Genomic DNA, 22310 nt, shown 5'->3' with positions numbered 1-22310 from the left:
GCGCCGTTCATGCGGGGGCTATCACTTCTCCAACTCCTGTACGGCACCACCAGTACCCCCCATCGGAGGACGCTCGTGCACCCCCGTAAGTCATTGATCGCCGCGCTGCTCAGCTCGGCCCTCGCGGCCGGCGCCCTCGCCGCCACCGCGGGCCTCGGCTCCGCCCAGGCCGCCGATGCCTCGACCACCGCCTCCGCCGGCGGGGTGCGCATCGCGTACTACGACCAGTGGAGCGTGTACGGCAACGCGTTCTACCCGAAGCACCTCGACACGCGGGGCATCGCGAGCCAGCTGGACGTCATCAACTACTCGTTCGGCAACATCCACCCGACGAACCTCACGTGTTTCATGGCCAACAAGGCCGCGGGTGACGACAACAACCCGAACGCGGGCGACGGCGCGGGCGACTCCTACGCCGACTACCAGAAGTCCTTCTCCGCGGCCGACTCCGTCGACGGCGTCGCCGACAAGTGGGACCAGCCGATCGTGGGCGTCTTCAACCAGTTCAAGGAGCTGAAGGCGAAGTACCCCCACCTGAAGATCAACATCTCGCTTGGCGGCTGGACCTACTCCAAGTACTTCCACGACGCGGCCAAGACGGACGCGAGCCGCAAGAAGCTCGTCTCCTCCTGCATCGACCAGTACCTCAAGGGCAACCTCCCGGTCGAGGGCGGCTTCGGCGGCGCGGGCACCGCGGCCGGCATCTTCGACGGCATCGACATCGACTGGGAGTACCCCGGCTCCTCCGGCGGCCACCTGGGCAACCACTACGGCCCCGAGGACAAGCAGAACTTCACCCTGCTCCTCGCCGAGTTCCGCAAGCAGCTCGACGAGTACGGCGCGGCCAACGGCGGCAAGAAGTACATGCTGACCGCGGCCCTTCCGGCCGGCCAGGACAAGATCAAGTACATCGAGACGGACAAGATCGGCGCGTACCTCGACTACGCGAACATCATGACGTACGACATGCACGGCGCCTGGGACGGCGACGGGCCGACGTACCACCAGTCCCCGCTGTACTCCGGCTCCAACGACCCGACCGACGTGATCGCGCCGGGCCAGGAGAAGTACTCGATCGACGCCGCCATCGACTCCTGGATCGACGGCAACCCGACCTACGGCATCACCGGCGGCTTCCCCGCCAACAAGCTGACGCTCGGCTACGAGTTCTACTACCGCGGCTGGAAGGGCGTGCCCGCCGGCACCACCAACGGCCTCGCGCAGACCGCCACCGGCGGCTCGAACGCCCGTCCGCTGAGCCAGCAGGCCGGCATCGCCCACTACAAGGAGCTGGGCGGCATCGTCGACAACGCGTCGACCACCTTCTGGGACGACCAGGCCAAGTCCTCGTACTTCTACAAGGACGGCGAGTTCTTCACCGGCCTCAACCAGAAGTCCATCCAGGAGCGCGTGAACTACGGCAAGCAGCGCGGCCTCGGCGGCGCGATGATGTACTCCCTCCTCGGCCTGGACGAGAACGTCACCCTGCTGAAGCAGATCAACACCGCGCTCGGCGGCACCACCGTCCCGCCGACCACGCCGCCCACCACGCCGCCCACGACGGAGCCGACCACGCCTCCGACCACCACCCCGCCGACCACGCCTCCGACCACGGAGCCCCCGGCCGGCTGCGGCTCGGTCCCGGCCTACGTCGCCGGCCAGGTCTACAACGCGGGCAACGAGGTCTCCCACAACGGCCGCAAGTACAAGGCCAAGTGGTGGACCCAGAACGAGACTCCCGGCACCACGGGCGAGTGGGGCGTCTGGCAGGACCTCGGCGCCTGCTGAAGCCCTGACCGCACCACGTAACACCGCATGAACCGCTGCCCCCGCCCGGAATGTCCCTCCGGCCGGGGGCAGTTCCATGCCCGCGCGTCACCCGGCGGCCCTCAGACCCGCAGCGGCGTCGTGCCCTCGATCATCGCGGCGATCCGGTCCGGGGCCACCGCCCGCGAGTAGAGCCAGCCCTGCCCGGTGTCGCAGCCGATCCGCCGCAGCCGCGCCGCCTGTCCGGCGGTCTCCACGCACTCGGCCGTCACCGTCAGGCCCAGCCGGTGGGCGAGCTGCACCAGCGCCTCCACGATCAGCTCGTCCGCCGGGTTGGCGTGCTCCTCGTCCTGGAAGCCGCGCACGAAGGAGCCGTCCAGCTTGAGGACGGAGACCGGCAGCCGGCTCAGATAGGCGAGGTTCGAGTAGCCGGTGCCGAAGTCGTCGATGGCGATCCGCACGCCCATGTCGCTGAGCGCCTGCAGGGCCTGGAGCGGGCGGCCCGCCGACCCCATCACCGCGGACTCGGTCAGCTCCAGCTGGAGCAGGTGCGGGGCGAGGCCGGTCTCGGCGAGGATCCCCGCCACGTCCGCCACCAGGTCGGAGTCCCAGACCTGGCGGACCGCCACGTTCACGCTCACGAAGAGCGGCCGTTCCCGCGGATGGTCCTTCTGCCACTGCCGGGCCTGCGCGCAGGCGGTGCGCAGCACCCACCGCCCGAGCTCCACGATCGAGCCGTCCTCCTCGGCGATCGCGACGAACCGATTCGGCGGCAGCACCCCGAACTGCGGGTGGTTCCACCGCACCAGCGCCTCCACGCCGCGCACCGCCCCGCCGGCCAGGTCGACCAGCGGCTGGTACTCCAGGGCGAACTCCCCGCGCTCCACCGCCGGGCGGAGGGTGGAGGAGAGCGCCTGCCGGGTCATCCGGTGCGCGTTGCGCTCCGGGTCGAAGAGCGTCCAGCGGGCCTTGCCGTCGGCCTTCGCCCAGTACAGCGTGGTGTCGGCGGCCTGCATCAGCCCGGTGGCGGTGGTGCCGAGGGCGGTGCGCTCGACGACGCCGATCGAGGCCGAGACGGAGAGCCGCTGCCCGCCGAGGTCGAAGGGCCGCTCCAGGGCGGCGAGCACCGAGCGCGCCAGGTCGGCGAGTTGTTCCGTCCCGGTGGAGTCCTCGACGAGGACGGCGAACTCGTCGCCGCCGAGCCGGGCCACGAGGTGACCGCCGCTGCGGGTGTAGCCGGCGCTGTCGGCGCACTCGGTGAGCCGCCCGGCGACGGCGGCGAGCAGCCGGTCGCCGACCCGGTGGCCGAGCGTGTCGTTGACCGCCTTGAAACCGTCGAGGTCCAGGTAGCAGAGACCGATCCGCCCTGTTCTGCCATGGCTGTGTGATCGGTACGACCGGTACGTGTGGGGGGAGCCGTACGGCTCCGGGGCGCCGGCCGGCTCGGTCGGTCCGGCCGCGCCGGTGGCCGCCTCGACGCTCTCCGCCGCCGCGCACTCCAGGGCGGCCGAGAGGCGCTCGAAGAAGAGCGCCCGGTTGGGCAGCCGGGTCACCGGGTCGTGCATCTGGAGGTGGCGCAGCCGGGCCTGGAGCTCGCGCCGCTCGCTGATGTCCGCGACGGAGAGCAGTACCCGGCCGGTGTCGGGGACCGGGGCGACGGTGACCTCGGCCCACAGCTTGCGCCCGTCCGGGTGCTTGAGCCGGCGGGTGCAGCGGAAGCGGGAGCGGCGGCCGCGCAGGACCTCGCGGTAGGCGTGCCAGGTGCGTCCGTCGGCGGCGAGGTCCACGAGGTCGGCGGCGGCCTGCTCGCGCAGGGCGGCGCCGTCGGTGCCGAGGAGGGCGCCGAGGGAGTCGTTGGCGGCGACGACCAGGCCGTCCCGGTCCACGAGGGCCATGGCGAGCCGGGAGGCGCGGAAGGCGGCCCGGTAGTCGCGGAGTTCACGCTCCGTGAGTGCCGGGCGGGCCGGCGGGATGCCGGGCGGTTCTGGGTGTGCCGGTCCTTCGGGGGTTCCGCTCACCGCTCGCTCCCGTGGTGCTGGGGGGCCGTTCACATGTGGTCAGGATGGTCGGCCTCCGGACAAGTCTGCCGATCATAGAGCCAGCCCGGGGGGCCGTTCCAGCTCCTGGGCGGGGGAGCGGGGGCGCGGACGGTGTGAGTCCGGACACCGGGAGCCGCCCCTTCGACCGATTCCGCTCGGGTCTGACGCACGGCGTCTCCGAGATGACCGAATGTGACTGTCCGTGAGCTGGACTCCGCCCGTCTCGCGTCCACCGGACGCCACGCTCTCACCCGACCGGGGCAGCGGAAACATGCGAAACACCGCGAACCGTCACAAGGTGGGGGAGGTGTCCCGCACTCGCGAACCGGAGGTCCACGTGGAGGGTCAGCAGCCACCCGGGGGAGTGGAGGGCTCCCGGCTGCGCGCCGGAGCCGCTTCGTTCACGGCGCTCGCCGCGCTCGCCGCCACCGGCCTGGTCGCCGGGCCCGCCGTGGCCGCGCCCTCGGCAGGCCCCTGCGCCCTGCCGCGTACCGCCGCCCACCACTCGCTCGGCGTCGACAGCTGGAACGGCTCCTATCCGCGCCCCGAGCGGGCGCTCGACGCGGTCATGATCTTCCTGTCGTTCCCGGACGCCGCCCCGCTGACCACCCCGGAGGAGCTGACCGCCGACCACTTCCCGGCCACCTCCGAGTTCTTCCAGCGGGCCTCCTACGGCCGGTTCACCCTGCGCCCGCACCCCCGCGCCGTCTGGACGCCGATGCCCCGCCCGTCCACGGAGTACGACATACGGCGTGACTGGGACGCCGGGAAGCGGGCGGAGTACCTGCGGGACGCGGTCGCCGCGGTCGACGACTCCGTGGACTTCTCCCGGTACGACATCGTCTACCTGGTCGCCGACCCGGACGCGCCCGGCGTCGACTCGGACGCCACCAAGGTGGTCAACCTGGAGCGCCCGCTGGAGGTCGACGGCGCGAAGATCCGGCGGGTCGTCACCGTCTTCGAGCGGCACCCGCCGGACCGGAACGTCCTCGCCCACGAGACCGGCCACGTCTTCGACCTGCCCGACCTCTACCGCCGTCCGGCCGACGGCAAGGGCGACTGGGACACCCATGTGGGCGACTGGGACGTCATGGGCAGCCAGTTCGGGCTGGCCCCCGACCCCTTCGGCTGGCACAAGTGGAAGCTCGGCTGGCTGGACCGCTCCCAGGTGACCTGCGTCCAGGGCGGCGAGCCGCGCGTGGTCGGCCTGGAGCCCGTCTCCACCGCCCCCGCGACGCCGGCCGCCCGCTCCACCCGGCTCGCCGTCGTCCGCACCGGCCGGGACAGCGTCCTCGCGATCGAGGCCCGCGCCGCCACCGGCAACGACGCCGACACCTGCACCGAGGGCGTCCTCGTCTACCGGGTCAAGGCCCGCGCGGCCTCCGGCGAGGGTCCGGTCCAGGTCGTCGACGCCCACCCGGGCACCGAGGCCTGCTGGGAGCGCTCGGTCTACCCGCCGCTCGCGGACGCCCCGATGGAGGTCGGCGAGACGCTCACCGTGCCCGGCACGGACGTCCGCGTCGAGGTCTCCGACCGCAGCGAGTCCGGCGTCTGGACGGTGAAGATCACCCCACCGGGCACGGACTGACCACCGGGCACGGACTGACCACCGGGCACGGACTGGCCGCGGTCCGGACAAGCAGAAAGACCCCCTCGCTTCCGCGAGGGGGTCTTTCCTGTCGGTGCGCCGCCAGGGACTCGAACCCCGGACCCGCTGATTAAGAGTCAGCTGCTCTAACCAACTGAGCTAGCGGCGCCTGCTGACGTCGTAGACATTAGCACCCTCACCCGCGGCAGCGAAAATCGATACCCGCACGTCGGCCGCCGAAACCATCCGGGCGGCCCGCACGCAGGCCCAGAGCACCACCTCGGGGCCCGGCAGCCACGGGTTCCGGGTGTCGGGGGCGACCAGCCACCGGGGCCGGGTGGACTCCTCCCCGGCCGGCACCAGCGGCGGCACGGTCACCGCGTCGCCCGTCCCGTGGCAGATCGGCCGCGGCACGGCCTCCCCCCACTCCTCCCAGTCGAGGAGCGCGGGCAGCCGCTGCGCGGTGCCCGGCGCGGCGAAGAGCAGCGTCCGGCCCCGGTGCGTGGCCACCGGGCCCGAGCCCGGGCCCTCCTCCCACAGCCGGTCCAGCATCCGCCGCCCGAAGACGGGGTCCACGTTGACGACGTCGAAGGCCGTCCCGCAGGGCAGCACCGCCGGCGACTCCGGCCGCGCCTCCCAGCGCGCCAGCGCCGCCCCGAGGTCCCCGCCGGCCGCCGACGCCAGCCAGGCGGCGCCGTCCGCCGTCACCCGGGCGGTCTGGTGCCGGTCCTCGTCCCCTGCCCGCAGGAAGCGGAGGACGCCGTACGGGGTGTACGGGGTGGTCTCGTCGCGCAGCCAGGTCGTCGTCATGGAACAGGTCTACCGCCGGTGACGGACCGGATGCCGGGAGTCGCGAAAAGGCGGACAGGGCCGGCCCCCGGGGAGTATCGTGCGCCCCGCATATGGCCTCATGCATATGCCGAACGCCCGTTCTCCCCCTCCGCGGAGGGGCGGTCCGCTCCTCCGGGGAGGCTCAGTCCTCCGCCGGCCGCCCGTCCGCGCGGATCAGGTCCCGCCCGTACTCGATCATCTTCCGCGCGTAGTCCTCGGTCCACGCCGCCCGCTCGGCGACGTCCGCCGCCGTCAGGCGGTCGAACCGCTTCGGGTCGGCGAGCTGCGCCGCCGCCACGGCCTGGAACTCGACCGCCCGGTCCGTCGCCGCCCGGAACGCCAGGGTCAGCTCGGTCGCCCGGGCCAGCAGCTCCTTGGGGTCCTCGATCGACTCCAGGTCGAAGAAGTGCTCGGGATCGGCGGTCGCCTCGGCAGGCTCGAAGATCAGGGGCGCCGGCCGCAACCGCCGCTGTCCGCTCCGCTCCGCGGGTTCCGCCATCGTTCCGCTCCTCCTCGCACACGCGCAGGCCCGGAATGCCGGACCACCCCCCATTCTCCCGCGCCCCGCAAGAGCGCCTCGGGGGGTCAGTCCCCGAGGCCGCGCAGCAGCATCCGGAGCCCGCCGAGGAACTCCTCGTCGGGGCCGACGCCGCCGGCGTCCCGGGCGGTCGCCGTCAGCAGCGGGAACGCGTCGCCGGGCAGTCCGGCGATCGCCTCCGTCCCCGGGCCCGCCAGCGGGCCCCGGTGCTCCAGCTGGATCGCCCCGCTCACGTACGCGTGGAGCGCCCGCAGCGCGACCACCCGCCGGGGGCCGTCGATCCCGGCCTCGGTGAGGATGCCGAGCACCGTCTCCGACCAGCGCAGCCCGCCGGGGGAGCGGTGGCGGTGGGTGAGGGTGAGCGGGACGGCCTCCGGATGGCGGGCGACGGCCTCGCGCAGCCGCCCGGTCATCAGCTCGACCCGTTCGCGCCAGGGCGTGTCGCGGGGCGGCGGGGCCGTGTCGACCGCGCCGAGGATCCGGTCGACGACCAGCCGCTCCAGCTCCTCGCGGTCGGAGACGTACCGGTAGAGCCCCATCGGGCTCATGCCGAGCTCCTTGGCGGCGGTGCGCATGGAGAGGGCCGCGAGGCCGTCGCGGTCGACGACGGCCAGCGCGGCGGCGGCGAGCCGTTCGGGGGTGAGGGAGCGGGGTCGTGGCATGGCGCTTGACAGCGTACGCCCTACGCCTACACCTTTAGGAGTACGTCGTACGCCTACGAGCCCTCCTACGGAAACGGAAGGTGCCCCATGCGCACGCCCCCGTCGACCCCCGCCCCCGCACCGGTCCCCTCCCCGTCCCCCGCCCCCGCTCCCGCCCGGATCCGCCTGAGGCCCGGCGACACCGTCCCCGTCCGCACGCTCGTCCCGGTCTCCGGTCCGCCGCTGGCCGTGCCGGACCCCGGGCGCGTCGTCCACGTGCAGTTCCGGCGCTTCGCCGGCTGCCCCGTCTGCCACCTCCACCTCCGCTCGGTGGCCCGGCGCCACGAGGAGATCGAGCGGGCCGGGATCCGGGAGGTGGTCTTCTTCCACTCACCCGCCGAGGAACTGCGCGAGCACGTCGCCCACCTCCCCTTCGCCGTCGTCGCCGACCCCCGCAAGGAGCTGTACGCGGCCTTCGGCGTCGAGGCGCACCGCCGGTCCCTGCTCGACCCGCGGGGCTGGCCGGGCATCGTCCGGGGCGTCTGCGCGAGCGCCGTGGAGCTGCTCCGGGGCCGCGGGCGGCTCCCGGCCGCCGCCCAGCCCGGCGGCCGGACCGGCCTCCCCGCGGACTTCCTCGTCGCCCCGGACGGGCGGATCGCCGCCGCGAAGTACGGCGAGCACATCGACGACCAGTGGTCGGTCGACGAACTCCTCGCCCTCGCGGCCGGCCCCCGCCTCACCGACGGGTGATCAGCACTTCGCGGACGCCGGCAGGTTCGCGTACTTGTCGCCGGAGAAGTAGATCGCGCTGGAGTAGCCCCAGACGCCGCTGCCGTTCCTGGCGAGGATCCACACGTTGTTGGTGGTGCCCTCGGCGGTCACCGACTCGCCGTACTTCCAGCAGCTCACGGGGTAGGAGACGCCCGCGTAGAGCTTGCCGATGATGCGGCCGTCGCCGCTCGGCAGGAGCCGGTGGTTGACGGTCTTCCACACCTTCCGGCTGCCGAAGACCGGCGGCAGCGTCGGATCCGAGAAGACGGCCCCCGCCGTCCGGCTCGTCCCGTCCGGTGCCGCGGCGGCGGTGCCCGCCGTGCCCAGGACGCCGGCGAGGGCCAGGGCGCCGGTCGCGGCGGCGACGGCCGTACGGGTCGTGAGAGTGCGCATGGTTCTTCCTCCCGTTTCGTGGTTCCCGGCGGCGCGGACACGCCTGCGGTCCTGCGCCGTTGGCCAACCATGACGGATTCCGGCGGACCCCGGCGATGCTGTTGCGGCTGACCGCAAAAGCCGAGCTCATCGGGGGGAACGAGATGCTCCGCATCCACTTGGGGGACGCCGACCTCGCCGCCGTGCGAGTCGCCGCCGCGCCCAACCCGTTCTGGGAGATCGCCACCAGCCTGCACCGCTTCCAGACCCGCGACGGCCGCTGGGCGTACGCGGGCTGGCTCAGGGCCGTACGGCTCCGGCTCCGGGAGAAGGGGCTCGAACGGGCCCTGCGCACCATCCTCCTGCCGCTCTTCCCCCGGGCCGCCTACTTCCCCGACTTCCTCACCCCCGGGCAGGGCGTCGACGGCCTCGCCGCCGGGTGCGACGCGATCCTGGAGACCTCCCCGCGGCGGGTGGCGAAGGAACTGGCCCGGCTCGACCGCACGGTCGGCGCGCCCCCGTGGACCGCGCGGCTCACCGGCCTGGAGGACCGCAGGGAGCTCGTCCGGGTGCTGCGCGCCTACCACGACGCCGTCATCGCCCCGTACGAGGAGACCGTCCGCTCCCGCTTCGACGCCGAACGGGCCGCGCTCGGCCGTGGGTTCCTCGACGGCGGCGTCCACGGACTGCTCGGCGGCGCCGGCCCCACCATCCGCTGGCGGCCGCCGTCCCTCCAGGTGGACTTCCCGCCCGCCGACCGCGAACTGCGCCTGGACGGACGTGGATTGACCCTGCTGCCCGCGTACTTCTGCTGGCGCACCCCGACCAGCCTCGCCGACCCGGCCCTCCCGCCCGTCGTCTGCTACCCGGTCCGCCGGGACGCCACCGCCCCGCCGCCCGGCCACCCCCTCGCCGACACGCCCTCCGCCCCCCTGGCGGCCCTCCTCGGCCGCACCCGCGCGGCGGCCCTGTGCGCCGCCGCCGGCGGCGCGACGACCGGCGAGATCGCCCGCGCGGCGGGCGTCTCCGCGGCCTCCGCCAGCCGCCACGCCACGGCCCTGCGCGACGCCGGCCTCATCACCAGCAGCCGCCACGCCGCGACCGTCCTGCACACCCTGACCCCCGTCGGCGCCTCCGTCCTCCGAGCCGCCGCCCACCGCCCCTGACGGTCAGCCGGCCCAGCGCACCCGCTGCTCGGCCAGGTGTGACAGGACCGCGTGGTTCGCCTCCCAGCCGCCTGGGCTGTGTTTCCTGGCCGCCTGCGGCGGCGCGCCGGACTCCGTCCGGCTGTTCGGGTCCGGCGGGTCAGCCGGCCCAGCGCACCCGGTGCTCGGCCAGGTGCGACAGGACCGCGTGGTTCGCCTCCCAGCCGTCCGGGAACTTGACCGTGACGCCGAGCCGGACCGGTTCCGTGGAGGGGTGTTCGTCGAGGAGGTCCGTCACCCCGGCGCGGCAGACGACCACACAGGCGTGGCGGTGGCGGGAGGCGAGGACGCAGAGACGGCCGGTCTCCAGGTGGAAGGCGGTGGCGTCGGGACGGCCCGACAGCGGGTGCAGGACGACCGTCACGTCGTACTCGCGGCCCTGGAGGCGGTTCGCCGTGTCGACCGTCACCCCCGACACGCCGAGCGCCGCGAGCGCCGCGCGGACCGCCGCCGCCTGGTCCCGGTGGGCGGTGCCCACCGCGACCCGGCCGGCGGTCAGCGGCACCGGCGTGTCGGACCGCTCGCTGACCGCCGCGCCGCCCCGGTCGAGGAGGCGCCGGACCACCAGCGCGACCGCGTGCACGGCCTCCGGGTCGGTGCGCGGCGTGTGCCGGGCGGGCAGTTCGAGCAGACCCCAGCCGGACGCGGCGGCCTCGTCCAGGACCCGGTCGGGCGCCGAGCCGTCCGAGGGCACGCCGAAGGCGAGCAGGCGGTCGCCGGGACCCGTGCCCGAACGGAACGGCGTGTACGGGTAGAAGGCGTCCGACACCAGCGGCGCCGCCGACGCGGGCAGCCGCCAGGACACCGGCAGCCGGTGCTGCGGCAGCTCCGGGTTGTGCGCGAGCAGCGTCGACACGGCGCTCGCCGAGGGGTCGTACGACAGCCCCGCCCACTGGTCCGCGCCCACCACCGAGAACGGGTCCAACTGCCCCGGGTCGCCCACGAACAGGGCCCGCTCGAAGAGCCCCGCCACGGCGAGCAGCGCGTCCGACCGCATCTGGTACGCCTCGTCCACGATCGCGTGCGCCCACGGCTCCACGTTCTTCACGTGCGCCCACTTCGCGGCCGTCGAGACCACCACCGGCAGCCCGGCGAGGTCCCCGGCCTTCGCCGACTTCCGTACCTGTTCCAGCGCGTCGAGCGCCTTGTCGTACGGGTCCGCGTCGCTGGAGTGCAGCCGGCCCACCTCCAGGTCCGGCTCCTTCTCGGCGAGCCGCAGCACCAGATCGTCGACCTGCGCGTTCGTCTGCGCGACCACCATCAGAGGGCGTCCCGCGGCGGCCAGTTCGAGCGCCGCCCGCACCACCAGCGTCGACTTCCCGGCACCGGGCGGCGAGTCGACGACGACGCCCCGGGCGGTGCCGTGCAGCGTGGACTCCAGGATCTCCGCCGTCGCCTTCGCGGCGGCCGCGGCGGGGTCGAGCACGGCGGGGTCGTACACGGTCACAGCAGGTCCTCGGGGGTCACGGAGTCGGGCAGCTCGGCGGTGTCGGCGTGGCGCGGCGGGCCGCCGTGGGTCCACGGCGTCTCCTCCGGGTCGGGCAGCCTCGGCCCCACCCGCGTGTCGTGCTCGAAGAGCGTCCAGGCGATCCGCTCGCCCTTCTCCGGCACCGTGCCCTCCGCGGGCTCCTTCGACCGGCCCATCTTGTCCAGGAGCCGCAGCACCAGCGCACCGTCCTCCTCCCGGCCCACGAACTCCGCCGACTGCGGCTTGCCGTCCAGCGAGCGGTACACCTTCACGCCCGGGTCCAGATGCGGCCGGTCCTCGGTGCGGACCGTCAGCAGCGGGCGCGGCGCGGGCCGCTTCGACTCCGTCCACGCCATCACCACCTCGGCCACCTCGGCGGTGAACGCCTCCCCGGACAGCCGCCGCCCGGCGAACACCAGCGGATCGTCCAGGGACTCCTGGGCGTCCAGCTGCCCCTGCGCCTGCTCGCGCGCCGCGAGCTTCGCGGCGGCGGTCACCGCGTCGTCGCGGCGCGGCTGCGGCGGCTCGCCCGCCGCGATCCGGTCCCGGTGCGCGGTGAACGACCAGCGGTCCCGGGTCCACCGGTCCTCGACCCGCGCCCCCTCGGGCAGCGCCCGCAGCAGCCCCAGCGCCCGCCACGTCGCGTCCCACGTCGGCTCCAGCTGCGAGACGACGAGCCGCCGCACCTCGCGCTCGGCCCGGTGCAGGACGGCGAGCGCCGCCTCGGCCGTCTCGCCGTCCTCGGCGGCGCCGACCGCCTGCCGGGCCCGGTCGTACGCCTCGATGGCCGGCGCGAGGAGATCGTTGTCGAACGCCGGGTCGGTCGCGGGCCCGGCCGGCGGGCACAGCAGCTGCCCCCGCTCGTCCCGCCCCAGCTCGGCCCGGTACGCGGCCCGGTCGCCCCGCAGGCCGTCGGGCGGGTCGATCCAGGCGAGCAGCGCCCCCAGGTGCTGGTCCTCCAGGGAGGACTGGCCGGTGGCCCAGTGCCGGTTGAGCAGATCGGTCGCCGCGAGCAGCAGCGAGGAGCCCGGAACCCGGGCCCGCTCCCCGTAGTGCGTCAGCCAGCGGCCGAGCAGCGGCACGCGCGGCGGCGCCGGATACGGCGTGTCCGGGTCCTGCTCGGCGGTGCGCCGGAACCGCGTCGACCGCCCCAGGAGCCGTACGTACTCGATCCCGGCCCGGCTCGGCACGATCAGCTGCGGCGCGTCCAGGCACAGCTCGACCTGGACCTTCTCCCCGGTGGCGGCGTCCTTCCGCTCCACCGGCTCGACGGCGTCCGCGAACCCGTCGACGTACGGCAGGACCTCCTCGGCCAGCTCGGCCAGGAACGCGAACCGCAGCTCCCGGTCCCGCGGCTGCGGCACCACGAGGAGCCGCGGCTCCTCCGGGTCGGTGCCGACGAGCGCGCCGAGCGGGGCGCCCGCCTCGCCCGCCGTGGTCAGCGGCACGAGGACCAGCGGCCGCCCGGCGAGGTGCCGGTGCCGGACCGTCGCCAGCGGCTGGGCGCGGCCCGCCGCCACGGCCTCCATCCGGGCCAGGTGCGCGATCAGCGACATGCGGCGGCCTCCGCCTCGGCCAGGGCCTCCTGCCGCAGGGCCCACGCCCGGCGCAGCGCGGCCACCGCCGGGTCCTGCGGCCCGCCGTCCCCCGAGCTCCCGGCTTCGCTCGCGCAGGGGGCACCCCCACCGCCGCGCGCCGCGGCCAGGACCGCGCCGATCGTGGTCAGCCCGCCGAGCTCGCCCCGCACCGAACGGCCCAGGGTCTGCACCGCCTCCTCCTCCCGCGCCCGCGACCGGCAGTGGAAGCCCAGCTCGCAGGCGGCCAGGCACTCCGGCGCGTAGGCGTGCGGGACCGCCTCCACGGCCGCCGACAACTCCTCCGCCGAACGGCCCTGGACGTCGAAGCTCAGCCCCTCCGGCAGCGCCTCGGCGATCTCGTCGATCCGGGTCAGCCGCTCCAGCTGCCGCCGGGTCACCGCCCGCTGCTTGCGCACGTCGACCGCGGAGGCCGTCGGCAGGTTCGAGAAGTCCTTCGGGCAGACGAGCAGCACCGAATGCCGCACCTCGGCCCCCTCGGTGAGCGCCGCCACCCGTTCGAGCGCCAGCACGTACACCGCCGCCTGCCGGGCCGCCGCGCCGACCTTCGCCGCGTCCGCCGACCCGTCGATCATCGGGAACGACTTGATCTCCACGACCGTCCACCGCCCGGCCGGATCCACCACCACCGCGTCCGGCTCCAGGTGCACGGGCGAGCCCGCCACCTCCAGGGTCAGCAGCGGATGGTCGAGCAGCGTCCACCCGTCGCCCGCGGTCGCCTCGCGCAGCGCGAGCGCCGTCCGCGCGGTCCGCCCCTCGGGCCCGGACGCCGACAGATCGGGCACGGAGACGGCCCCCGGGTCCTCGACGCCCAGGAGCCGCAGCAGCTCGCGCCCGCCGTCCGCCTTCACCTTCGCCTCGAAGCTGTTGCCCCGCACGATCGCGAACTGCGACTGCCCGAACGGCGCGGGCGAACCCAGCCGCGACGCCAGCGCCCCCTTGTCGACCCCCGCGCCGTCGAGCAGCGCGCGGCGCCTGCACCCCGGGTTCGCCGCCAGCGCGGCCAGCGCCCGGGCGTCCAGCGGGCGCGGCGGGACCGCCGGTCCGCGCAGCTCGGCGAGTCTCTCCCGCGTCCTGCGCCGGCTCGCCGGGGTCGGCACGGGGCCGGTCGTCTGCGGCGGCCGTGACCCGCCGTCGTCCAGGGATGCGCTCACCCGCGGAAGTCTCCCATCCGGCACTGACAACGCGGGCGGGTTCCGCCCCGGAGACACCGGGAGTTCGCGCCGGGGCCACCTGCGGGATGATGGAGGGACCCTCCGGGGCGCCCGACGGCGCGCGCCCGTACCTCCCGCATCCGCGCAATCTCTGGAGAGTCCCGCCCATGGCACCGCGCATCCTGCTCGCCCGACACGGCCAGACCGAGTGGTCGCTCCTCGGCCGGCACACCGGCAGGACCGACATCCCGCTGCTCGACGAGGGGCGACGCGGCGCCAAGCTGCTCGGCGAGCGCCTCCACCGCGGCCCCTGGCAGGGCCTGCCCGGCGTCGAGATCCGCACCAGCCCCCTGGTCCGCGCGAGCGAGACCTGCGCCCTGGCCGGCTTCGGCGACCGCGCCGAACCCTGGGACACCCTGATGGAGTGGGACTACGGCGCCTACGAGGGCCTCACCCCGGCCCAGATCCAGGAACTCCGCCCCGGCTGGCTGATCTGGCGCGACGCCGTCCCGGAGGGCGAGTCCCTCGACCAGCTGTCGGCCCGCGCCGACGAGGTCGTGGAGTGGGCCCGCTCGGCCGACCGCGACGTCCTCGTCTTCGCCCACGGCCACATCCTCCGCTCCATCGGCGCCCGCTGGCTCGGCGAGCACGTCTCCTTCGCCTCCCGCATCCGCCTCGACCCGACGAGCCTCTCGGTCCTGGGCTGGGCGTACGGCGCGCCGGCGATCGAGCGCTGGAACGACGCGGGGCACTTGGAGGGCTGAGCGCGGGCTCGGATCCAACCTCCCGGATTTCGGATCCAACCTCCCGGATCCAACCCTCCGGGATTTCGGATCCAACCTCTCGGATATTGGATCCGACCTTCCGGATCCCATGTCCGACCTCCGGGCTATCGGATATTGGATCCGACAGCCCCGCCCTCACCCACCCGTAAGGATGAGCCGCGTTTCGGCCAGCAGCCCCCTGATCCGCGCCGACGCGATCCCGTCCAGCGAATCCGCCACCCGCCGCGCCTCCGCCTCCGCCTCGTCGCGACGGCCGGCGCGGGCGAGGTGGCCGGCGAGCTGGGCGCGGTAGAGGGCGAGGTTGCGGGCGAAGCGGGGGTGCTGGAGGACGGTGGCGCGGTACGAGTGGCGGGCGGCGCGGCTCCAGTCGCCGAGGGCGGCCCAGCAGTGGGCTTCGAGGGCTTCCAGTTCGGGTTCGCCGAAGAAGGACATCCACTCGGGGTCCTGGTCGGCGTGGCCGCGGCCGAAGTGGTCGTGGGCGCGGCCGAGGCACTCCTCGGCGGCCGAGCGGTCGCCGAGTCCGGCCCAGGCGGCGGCCTCGCGCAGGGAGAGCAGGGCGAGCAGCCGGGGGGAGTCGAGCGGGCACGCGGCGCGCAGTCCGGCCTGGGCGGCGCGGACGGCCTCGCGGTAGCGGCCGGTGTCGCGGGCGAGGAAGGAGGTGTTGCAGAAGGCGTGCGCCTCCAGGGCCGCGTCCCCGGAGACCCGGGCGGTGGCCAGGGCCTCGGCGTAGTGGGAGCGGGCGTCCTCGTGGCGGCCCGAGTCGTGGGCGAGCCAGCCGACGGAGAGGGACAGTTCGCCCGCGCCGGCGAGGAGCCGGTCCTCGGTGGCGCGGCGGGCGGCGCTGCCCTGGTCGAGCAGGCGGTAGGCGCTGCGGAGCGGCTGGGCGGCGACCTTGTAGAGGCCGTCGGCGCCGTGCCGGTCGTCCAGCAGGCGGATCTGCCGCACGGCGTCCTCGACGGCGCGGACCTCGGCCTCGCCGATGCGGTGGGTGCCGCGGGGGCTGGGGATCGCGGCGGCGGTGGTGGAGCCGAGTCCCCAGGAGGCGGCCGCCAGGGTGGCGGTGCCGCTCGTCATGAATGCGCGACGCAGCACGTCGCTCTCCTCATCGTTCCGGGTCGGGAGGGCGGGGGGCCCCGAGGCCCCGGCCGGGGCGGCCTGCCGTCGGCCGCGTACCGCCTCCCGCGCAGAGAATCCCAGGTCGGCGAGGGTGAGGCCGGGGAACATGTGCAGGAAGACCCGCTCGTACGCGTAGTTCGGGCAGCGGATCTCGCCCGCCTCCACGCGCCCGATGTAGCGGGCGTCGCACGCGACCTGTTCGCCGATCTCCCGTGCCGCCCGGCGGACCGTGGCGGCGAACTCCGCCGGGGAGTGCTGCCCGCGGAGCCGTCGGAAGGCGAGATTGGGAACTGCCCGTGACATGGCCATGGCCGAGCCCTCTCCTGGTGCTGCCGGGTGTTCCGGCGGCATGAACGTACCTGCTGTGACCGGATGCGTACGCTGAGTTTGGCTACAAATCGGATATCTCGCCTGCGATCTGCCATGAACTGCCATCCTTTGCGGCGGCGTGCCGCCGTAGCCGTTGACGCGCACGGGCGTTGAACCGTATGGGAGAGACGGAACGTGTCTCCTCTGGGAAGCGAGGAGGGGTCCATGTCCGAGAACGCCGCGCCTTTCGAGACGACCACGACCACGGCCGGGACCACGACGGTGGCGCCCGCGGCGCCCGCCGCGACCACGACCGGCACCGGCGCCGTCGAGCCCTGCGACCTGGTGACCGTGCCCGCCCGGCAGGGCCTGGAGGCCGTCGACATCCTCCGCCGCCGGGGCGTCCCCGCCGTCGGGCCGGTCCTCCACGACGGCGCCTGCGACACCCTCGGCTTCCTCGTCCCGCCCGGTACCGCCGCCGCCTGGGACCTCCCCGGCAGCGCCTGCACCCGCACCTCCGGACGCGGCCTGCGCCTCCCCGAGCTCCCCGAACTGCCCGAGCCCGCCGGCGACGCGCCCCGCCCGGCCGGCTGGCTGCTGCCCCCCGGCGACACCGGACCCGTCACCGACCCCGCCGTGCTGCGCCGCGCCCTGGGCGAGGCGGCCCGCCTCATCGAGGCGGCCGACGGCTGTCACTGAACGCCGCGCCCCGGACCCGCCGATAATGGACGGATGGCCAGGAAGAAGCAGAGCGAACGGCCGGCGGCCGGCACCGTCTCCGAGACCGTCGACGGCGGGCTCGCCGAACTGATACCCGACCGCGACCGCCCCCGCGCCTGGACACTGCTCCTCGACGGCGCCCCCCAGTCCCACGTGGACCTCGACGACCCCGCCGCGCTCACCTTCGAGTACCAGCGGCGGCTCGGCCACGTCGCCGACCTCGCCGCCCCGCCCGGCCGTCCCCTCCAGGCCGTCCACCTCGGCGGCGGCGCCTTCACCCTCGCCCGGTACGTCGCCGCGACCCGGCCCCGCTCCACCCAGCAGGTCGTCGAGCTCGACGAACCCCTCGTCCGCTTCGTCCGCCGCGAACTGCCGCTCGACCCCGGCGCCCGCATCCGGGTCCGCGCCGTCGACGCCCGCGCCGGACTCGCCAAGGTCCCGGACGGCTGGGCCGACCTGATCATCGCGGACGTCTTCCGCGGCGCCCGCACCCCCGCACACCTCACCAGCACCGAGTTCCTCGACGAGGTGCGGCGCGCGCTGCGGCCCGGAGGCACGTACGCCGCCAACCTCGCCGACGGTCCGCCGCTCGCCCATCTCCGCGGCCAGGTCGCCACCGCCGCCGGGGTCTTCCCCGAGCTCGCCCTGATCGCCGATCCGACCGTGCTGCGCGGCCGCCGCTTCGGCAACGCGGTCCTCGTCGCCTCGGGCCGCGAGCTCCCCGTCGCCGACCTCACCCGCCGGGTCGCCACCGACCCGCACCCGGGCCGCGTCGAACACGGCCGTGCCCTCGCCGACTTCACCGGCGGCGCCACCGCCGTCACCGACGCCACCGCGAAGGCCTCGCCCGCGCCCCCGCCGTCCGTCTTCCGCTAGTACGCCCGCTCGGACGCCCGCCGGTACGTCCGCCGGCGCGCCCGGCTAGTGCGTGCGGTCGTCGACCTCCACCCGGGGCGCCGAGTCGTGCCACACGCAGAAGACCGACACCTCGCGGCCGTCCCGCGTGAAGGTCACCCGGATCCACGTCGGCTGCTTCCACACCTGCATCTGCCAGCCCGAGGCCGGGATCGCCGAGACCAGCTCGGCGGAGCTCGCGCCGAGGTCGAAGGTGACCCGGCCGCCGTCCACCGCGGTGGTCTTCAGGGAGGAGGCCGCCGTGGCGGGCGGCGGGGTGGTCCGCGGCGGGGCCGCGGGCCGGGTGGACGGAGCGGCGGCGGTCCTCGGCGACGACGGCGAGGGCGACGCCGGGGAAGGCGACGGAGGAGGAGCCGAGGGAGGGGAGGGGCGGCGCGTCGAGGCCGTCACGGGGTCGCCGATCGCCGTCTCGGCCGGCACCAGGTCCTCCGGCGAGCCGACCGGCAGCGGCAGGGCGCGCGGAGGGTCGTAGACGGTGCCGGACAGCACGGTGTGCACTCCCCACCAGGAGAGCGTGACCGCCGCGCCGGTGGCGAGCGACCAGGCCAGGGCGTGAACGAGTCCTCTTCGCATCGGGGCCATAGTGCACCACGCCCGGCCGGCGCGGACCGGAAGGTACGGAGTGGCCGGGGTGTCCCCCGAATGGCGTACGGTGCGGGCCATGGCAAGTGTGCTCGTGGTCGAGGACGACCAGTTCGTGCGCTCCGCCCTCATCCGGCAGCTGACGGAAGCCTCCTACACGGTACGGAGCGTCGGCACGGCCCTGGAGGCGCTGCGCGAGGTCGCCCATTTCCGCTTCGACGTGGTCGTCCTCGACCTCGGTCTGCCCGATCTGGACGGGTCCGAGGCGCTGAAGATGCTGCGCGGGATCACCGACGTACCGGTGATCATCGCGACCGCCCGCGACGACGAGGCGGAGATCGTCCGGCTGCTGCACGCGGGCGCCGACGACTACCTGGTGAAACCGTTCTCCGTCGAGCACCTCACCGCCCGGATGGCCGCCGTGCTGCGCCGCTCCCGGGCCGTCTCCGGGGAGCCCGCGCCGACCACGGAGCTCCGCGTCGGCGGGCTCGCCATCGACCCGCTGCGCCGCCAGGCCGAACTCGACGGCGTCCCGCTCGACCTGACCCGGCGCGAGTTCGACCTGCTCGCCTTCCTCGCCGGCCGGCCCGGCGTCGTCGTGCCGCGCAAGGAGCTGCTCGCCGAGGTGTGGCAGCAGGCCTACGGGGACGACCAGACCATCGACGTCCACCTGTCGTGGCTGCGGCGCAAGCTCGGCGAGACGGCCGCCCGGCCCCGCTACCTCCACACCCTGCGCGGTGTCGGCGTGAAGCTGGAGCCGCCCCGGGAGCAGCAGCGGTGAGACGGGAGCACCGGCCGTGAGATGGGCCCTCGTGAAGGTGTCGCTGGCCGTCACCGCCATGGTCGTCATCGCCTTCGCCGTCCCCCTCGGCCTCGTCGTCAAGGAGATGGCCCGCGACCGGGCCTTCTCCAACGCCGAGCGGCGCGGCGCCGGGCTCGCCCCGGTCCTCGCGATCACCACCGACCGGACGGAGCTGGAGAAGGCCGTCGCGACCACGGAGGACGGCGCCGCCGGGCGGCTCGCCGTGCACGTGCCGCCCGCCACGCCCGACGGGCAGGCCCTGGAGATCGGCACCCGCCGGGCCGGTGCCGAGGAGCTGACCGCCACCCGCACCCTCGGCCGCGCCTCGATCGCCGAGGTGCCCGGCGGTTACGCCCTGCTCCAGCCGACCGCGCTCAGCTCCGGGAAGGTCGCCGTCGTCGAACTCTTCGTCCCCGAGGGCGAGGTGACCAACGGCGTCGCCACCGCCTGGCTGGTCCTCGCCGGGGTCGGCGTCGCCCTGATCGTCGGCTCCCTCGCCGTCGCCGACCGGCTCGGCATCCGCATGGTCCGCCCCGCGCAGCGCCTCGCCCGCGCCGCCCACGAGCTCGGCGAGGGCCGGCTCGGCGCCCGGGTCGCCGAGGAGGGCCCGCCCGAACTCAAGTCGGCCGCCGTCGCCTTCAACTCCATGGCCGACCAGGTCGTCCAGCTCCTCGCCAACGAACGCGAGCTCGCCGCCGACCTCTCCCACCGGCTCCGCACCCCGCTCACCGTGCTCCGCCTCAACGCGGCCTCGCTCGGCTCGGGCCCCGCCGCCGACCAGACCCGGGCGGCCGTCGAGCAGCTGGAGCGCGAGGTCGACACCATCATCCGCACGGCCCGCGAGGCCAAGCCGCAGACCACCCCGCCGACCGGTCCGGGCGCGGGCTGCGACGCCGCCGAAGTGGTGCGCGCGCGGATGGAGTTCTGGTCCGCGCTCGCCGAGGACGAGGGGAGGCTCGTCCGCGTCGCCGGGGTCGAGCGTCCGGTACGGATCCCGGTGGCGCGCCCCGAGCTCGCCGCCGCGCTCGACGCGCTGCTCGGCAACGTCTTCCGGCACACCCCGGAGGGCACCGCCTTCTCCGTCGACGTCCACAACGGCGACGACGCCGTCATCGTCCTCGTCTCCGACGCCGGGCCCGGCATCGCCGACCCGGACGCCGCGCTCGCCCGCGGCAACAGCGGCACCCGGGCCGGTTCCACGGGCCTCGGCCTCGACATCGTGCGCCGCATGGCCGAGACCACCGGCGGCGACGTCCGCCTCGGCCGCTCGGTCCTCGGCGGCACGGAGGTACGCATCTGGATCGGGCTCGGCGGCCACCGCGCCGACGGCTCCGCCGGCCGCCGCTCGCACCGCCCGGCACGGCGTCGCAAGGCCGCCCGGCGCTGAACCTTTGCCCGTGGTGATGGCCGCCTTAAGCGGATCCTAAGAATCCCGACCGGGGTCCGCTCTGCGGCAATTGCCGGGATGCCCGGCGCTAGCGTGCTGCCCGCACCCCCACACCGCACCCCCCACACCCCGCACCACGGAGGCAGCACGCATGGGCAGCAACGGGCACCGGCGCAGGACCAGCGGCCGTACGAAGGCCGTCGGCGCGGTCGTCGCGGCGGCCGTCACGGCGGGCACGGTCTTCGCCCTCACCGGCACCGCCCAGGCCGCCGCCGTCGGCGCCGCCTACACCCGGACCTCCTCCTGGACCGGCGGCTACACCGGCCAGTACGTGATCACCAACGAGACCTCGGCGGCCCAGTCCGACTGGACGCTGGAGTTCGACCTGCCCGCCGGGACCACGATCGGTTCCCTGTGGAACGGCGACCACACGGTCTCGGGCCGGCACGTCACCGTGAAGCCCGCGAGCTGGAACCGGCAGCTCGCCCCCGGCCAGTCCGTCACCGTCGGTTTCGTGACCTCGGCGGCCGGACAGGCCGGGGACCCGGCGGGCTGCCTCATCAACAAGGCCGCCTGTTCGGCCGGCGGCCCCGCCCCCACCCCCAGCGGCCGCCCCACCGACCAGCCCACCGCCACGGCGGCCCCGACCGCCACCGCGAGCCCGAAGCCGACCGCCACCGCCACGACGAGCCCGAAGCCGACCCCCACGGCCACGGCGACGACCACCGCGCCCCCCAAGCCGACCCCGACCCCGACCCCGACGCCCACCCCGACCCCCACCGGAAGCCCCGCCACCGGCGCCCGGTTCGCCCCCTACGTCGACACCTCGCTCTACCCGGCCTACGACCTGCCGGCCACCGCCGACGCCACCGGGGTGAAGGAGTTCAACCTCGCCTTCATCACCTCCGGCGGCTCCTGCGCCCCTCTGTGGGGCGGGGTCACCGACCTCGGCTCCGACAAGGTGGCCGCCCAGATCGGCGCCCTGCGCGCCAAGGGCGGCGACGTGCGGGTCTCCTTCGGCGGCGCGGCCGGCCACGAGCTGGCGCTGAACTGCGCGAGCGCCGCCGACCTGGCGAAGGCGTACGGCAAGGTCGTCGACCAGTACGGGCTCACCAAGGTCGACTTCGACGTCGAGGGCGCCGCGCTGCCCGACACGGCCGCCAACACCCGCCGCTCCCAGGCCATCGCCGCGCTCCAGAAGGCGCACCCCGGACTGAACGTCTCCTTCACCCTGCCGGTGATGCCCGAGGGCCTCACCCAGCCCGGGGTGAGCCTGCTCGCCGACGCGAAGCGGAACGGCGTCCGGGTCGACGCGGTCAACATCATGGCGATGGACTACGGCCCGGCCTACAGCGCCGACATGGGCACGTACGCGATCCAGGCGGCGACCGCCACCCAGGCCCAGCTCAAGGGCGTCCTCGGCCTCTCCGACGCCGCCGCCTGGAAGGCGGTCGCCGTCACGCCCATGATCGGCGTGAACGACGTCACCACCGAGATCTTCAAGGTCGACGACGCCGCCCAGCTGGTCGACTTCGCGCGGTCCAAGGGGCTCGGCTGGCTGTCGATGTGGTCCTCGACCCGGGACAAGCAGTGCGCGGCCGGCGCCGTGAACCACGCGGACGCCACCTGCTCCTCGATCCTCCAGCAGCCGCTGGCCTTCACGAAGGCCTTCGCCGCCTACCGGTAGACCTTCCCGTCCCCCCACACCGCGTGCCCCGGCCGGAC

The 22310-nt window shown here is 74.8% G+C and carries 20 protein-coding genes and 1 tRNA gene; 10 read left to right on the top strand and 11 right to left on the bottom strand.

What is annotated here, in order from left to right; all coding sequences use genetic code 11:
- The first annotated feature begins 75 nt into the window (after positions 1–75).
- On the top strand, positions 76–1788 hold the full coding sequence (locus ABZ621_RS12160; RefSeq protein WP_360603368.1) for a glycosyl hydrolase family 18 protein: 1713 nt from the start codon (positions 76–78) through the stop codon (positions 1786–1788).
- Positions 1789–1889: 101 nt separating this feature from the next.
- Here ABZ621_RS12160 and ABZ621_RS12155 read toward each other — a convergent pair whose 3' ends face one another.
- Positions 1890–3740 (bottom strand): EAL domain-containing protein, encoded by a 1851-nt coding sequence (locus ABZ621_RS12155; protein ID WP_360603559.1) that lies wholly within the window; start codon positions 3738–3740, stop codon positions 1890–1892.
- A gap of 403 nt (positions 3741–4143) precedes the next feature.
- Between ABZ621_RS12155 and ABZ621_RS12150 the strand changes: the two genes are divergently transcribed.
- On the top strand, positions 4144–5394 hold the full coding sequence (locus ABZ621_RS12150; protein ID WP_360603557.1) for a M6 family metalloprotease domain-containing protein: 1251 nt from the start codon (positions 4144–4146) through the stop codon (positions 5392–5394).
- Between the two features lie 95 nt (positions 5395–5489).
- On the opposite strand, the gene ABZ621_RS12145 is transcribed toward ABZ621_RS12150, so the two are convergent.
- The 4 genes from ABZ621_RS12145 to ABZ621_RS12130 form a co-directional block, all read right to left on the bottom strand.
- Positions 5490–5563 (bottom strand) — tRNA-Lys (locus tag ABZ621_RS12145).
- Positions 5554–6204: a hypothetical protein gene (locus tag ABZ621_RS12140; RefSeq protein ID WP_360603366.1), complete on the bottom strand. Its 651-nt coding sequence runs from the start codon at positions 6202–6204 to the stop codon at positions 5554–5556. The genes ABZ621_RS12145 and ABZ621_RS12140 overlap by 10 nt, the downstream gene beginning before the upstream one ends.
- Positions 6205–6367: 163 nt before the next feature.
- Positions 6368–6724: a hypothetical protein gene (locus ABZ621_RS12135; protein ID WP_360603364.1), complete on the bottom strand. Its 357-nt coding sequence runs from the start codon at positions 6722–6724 to the stop codon at positions 6368–6370.
- A gap of 86 nt (positions 6725–6810) precedes the next feature.
- Positions 6811–7425: a TetR/AcrR family transcriptional regulator C-terminal domain-containing protein gene (locus ABZ621_RS12130; RefSeq protein ID WP_360603362.1), complete on the bottom strand. Its 615-nt coding sequence runs from the start codon at positions 7423–7425 to the stop codon at positions 6811–6813.
- Between the two features lie 87 nt (positions 7426–7512).
- On the opposite strand from ABZ621_RS12130, the gene ABZ621_RS12125 reads away from it, so the two are divergent.
- On the top strand, positions 7513–8154 hold the full coding sequence (locus ABZ621_RS12125) for a peroxiredoxin-like family protein (RefSeq protein ID WP_360603360.1): 642 nt from the start codon (positions 7513–7515) through the stop codon (positions 8152–8154).
- Here ABZ621_RS12125 and ABZ621_RS12120 read toward each other — a convergent pair whose 3' ends face one another.
- Entirely contained in the window at positions 8155–8568 is a 414-nt protein-coding gene (locus tag ABZ621_RS12120) for an SH3 domain-containing protein (RefSeq protein WP_360603358.1), read from the bottom strand.
- A 143-nt stretch (positions 8569–8711) separates the two neighbouring features.
- On the opposite strand from ABZ621_RS12120, the gene ABZ621_RS12115 reads away from it, so the two are divergent.
- Positions 8712–9713 carry a helix-turn-helix domain-containing protein gene (locus tag ABZ621_RS12115; protein WP_360603555.1) on the top strand — a complete coding sequence of 334 codons (1002 nt, stop codon included), beginning with the start codon at positions 8712–8714 and terminating at the stop codon, positions 9711–9713.
- A gap of 139 nt (positions 9714–9852) precedes the next feature.
- On the opposite strand, the gene ABZ621_RS12110 is transcribed toward ABZ621_RS12115, so the two are convergent.
- The 3 genes from ABZ621_RS12110 to ABZ621_RS12100 are packed head-to-tail and all read right to left on the bottom strand — an operon-like array spanning position 9853 to position 13915.
- A complete protein-coding gene (locus ABZ621_RS12110; RefSeq protein WP_360603356.1) occupies positions 9853–11199 on the bottom strand; it encodes an AAA domain-containing protein in 1347 nt (448 codons plus the stop codon).
- A complete protein-coding gene (locus tag ABZ621_RS12105; protein ID WP_360603354.1) occupies positions 11196–12776 on the bottom strand; it encodes a hypothetical protein in 1581 nt (526 codons plus the stop codon). Before ABZ621_RS12105 ends, ABZ621_RS12110 begins: the two co-directional genes overlap by 4 nt.
- The gene (locus ABZ621_RS12100) at positions 12767–13915 is read right to left on the bottom strand and encodes a hypothetical protein (RefSeq protein ID WP_360603553.1); all 1149 of its coding nucleotides are present in this window, start codon (positions 13913–13915) and stop codon (positions 12767–12769) included. The genes ABZ621_RS12105 and ABZ621_RS12100 overlap by 10 nt, the downstream gene beginning before the upstream one ends.
- A gap of 221 nt (positions 13916–14136) precedes the next feature.
- Between ABZ621_RS12100 and ABZ621_RS12095 the strand changes: the two genes are divergently transcribed.
- Entirely contained in the window at positions 14137–14733 is a 597-nt protein-coding gene (locus ABZ621_RS12095) for a histidine phosphatase family protein (protein ID WP_360603352.1), read from the top strand.
- Between the two features lie 156 nt (positions 14734–14889).
- Here ABZ621_RS12095 and ABZ621_RS12090 read toward each other — a convergent pair whose 3' ends face one another.
- On the bottom strand, positions 14890–16179 hold the full coding sequence (locus tag ABZ621_RS12090) for a tetratricopeptide repeat protein (RefSeq protein ID WP_360603350.1): 1290 nt from the start codon (positions 16177–16179) through the stop codon (positions 14890–14892).
- A gap of 225 nt (positions 16180–16404) precedes the next feature.
- Here ABZ621_RS12090 and ABZ621_RS12085 point away from each other — a divergent pair, with 225 nt between their 5' ends.
- Both ABZ621_RS12085 and ABZ621_RS12080 read left to right on the top strand, forming a co-directional pair.
- The gene (locus tag ABZ621_RS12085) at positions 16405–16878 is read left to right on the top strand and encodes a hypothetical protein (RefSeq protein ID WP_360603348.1); all 474 of its coding nucleotides are present in this window, start codon (positions 16405–16407) and stop codon (positions 16876–16878) included.
- Between the two features lie 33 nt (positions 16879–16911).
- Positions 16912–17775 (top strand): fused MFS/spermidine synthase, encoded by an 864-nt coding sequence (locus ABZ621_RS12080; protein ID WP_360603346.1) that lies wholly within the window; start codon positions 16912–16914, stop codon positions 17773–17775.
- Positions 17776–17820: 45 nt separating this feature from the next.
- Here ABZ621_RS12080 and ABZ621_RS12075 read toward each other — a convergent pair whose 3' ends face one another.
- A complete protein-coding gene (locus tag ABZ621_RS12075) occupies positions 17821–18387 on the bottom strand; it encodes a hypothetical protein (protein ID WP_360603344.1) in 567 nt (188 codons plus the stop codon).
- 88 nt (positions 18388–18475) lie between these two features.
- Between ABZ621_RS12075 and ABZ621_RS12070 the strand changes: the two genes are divergently transcribed.
- From ABZ621_RS12070 to ABZ621_RS12060, 3 genes are all read left to right on the top strand, one after another.
- Positions 18476–19177 (top strand): response regulator transcription factor, encoded by a 702-nt coding sequence (locus ABZ621_RS12070; protein WP_360603342.1) that lies wholly within the window; start codon positions 18476–18478, stop codon positions 19175–19177.
- A 16-nt stretch (positions 19178–19193) separates the two neighbouring features.
- Positions 19194–20585, top strand: coding sequence for a HAMP domain-containing sensor histidine kinase (locus tag ABZ621_RS12065; RefSeq protein ID WP_360603340.1), 1392 nt, complete (start codon positions 19194–19196; stop codon positions 20583–20585).
- A 151-nt stretch (positions 20586–20736) separates the two neighbouring features.
- A complete protein-coding gene (locus ABZ621_RS12060; RefSeq protein ID WP_360603338.1) occupies positions 20737–22272 on the top strand; it encodes a cellulose binding domain-containing protein in 1536 nt (511 codons plus the stop codon).
- Positions 22273–22310: the final 38 nt, after the last annotated feature.

Origin of the sequence: Streptomyces sp. NPDC007863 (assembly GCF_040633895.1) — a bacterium.
Taxonomy (GTDB): domain Bacteria; phylum Actinomycetota; class Actinomycetes; order Streptomycetales; family Streptomycetaceae; genus Streptomyces.
The sequence above is the reverse complement of the archived record's forward strand: the minus strand, read 5'-3'. Positions and strand labels throughout refer to the sequence as shown.

Coding starts and splice junctions, on each gene's coding strand:
- ABZ621_RS12130 (WP_360603362.1), bottom strand. CDS start 7,425: ATGCCACGACCCCGCTCCCTCACCCCCGAACGGCTCGCCGCCGCCGCG.
- ABZ621_RS12080 (WP_360603346.1), top strand. CDS start 16,912: ATGGCCAGGAAGAAGCAGAGCGAACGGCCGGCGGCCGGCACCGTCTCC.
- ABZ621_RS12135 (WP_360603364.1), bottom strand. CDS start 6,724: ATGGCGGAACCCGCGGAGCGGAGCGGACAGCGGCGGTTGCGGCCGGCG.
- ABZ621_RS12070 (WP_360603342.1), top strand. CDS start 18,476: ATGGCAAGTGTGCTCGTGGTCGAGGACGACCAGTTCGTGCGCTCCGCC.
- ABZ621_RS12140 (WP_360603366.1), bottom strand. CDS start 6,204: ATGACGACGACCTGGCTGCGCGACGAGACCACCCCGTACACCCCGTAC.
- ABZ621_RS12105 (WP_360603354.1), bottom strand. CDS start 12,776: ATGTCGCTGATCGCGCACCTGGCCCGGATGGAGGCCGTGGCGGCGGGC.
- ABZ621_RS12085 (WP_360603348.1), top strand. CDS start 16,405: ATGTCCGAGAACGCCGCGCCTTTCGAGACGACCACGACCACGGCCGGG.
- ABZ621_RS12120 (WP_360603358.1), bottom strand. CDS start 8,568: ATGCGCACTCTCACGACCCGTACGGCCGTCGCCGCCGCGACCGGCGCC.
- ABZ621_RS12115 (WP_360603555.1), top strand. CDS start 8,712: ATGCTCCGCATCCACTTGGGGGACGCCGACCTCGCCGCCGTGCGAGTC.
- ABZ621_RS12125 (WP_360603360.1), top strand. CDS start 7,513: ATGCGCACGCCCCCGTCGACCCCCGCCCCCGCACCGGTCCCCTCCCCG.
- ABZ621_RS12075 (WP_360603344.1), bottom strand. CDS start 18,387: ATGCGAAGAGGACTCGTTCACGCCCTGGCCTGGTCGCTCGCCACCGGC.
- ABZ621_RS12095 (WP_360603352.1), top strand. CDS start 14,137: ATGGCACCGCGCATCCTGCTCGCCCGACACGGCCAGACCGAGTGGTCG.
- ABZ621_RS12090 (WP_360603350.1), bottom strand. CDS start 16,179: ATGGCCATGTCACGGGCAGTTCCCAATCTCGCCTTCCGACGGCTCCGC.
- ABZ621_RS12060 (WP_360603338.1), top strand. CDS start 20,737: ATGGGCAGCAACGGGCACCGGCGCAGGACCAGCGGCCGTACGAAGGCC.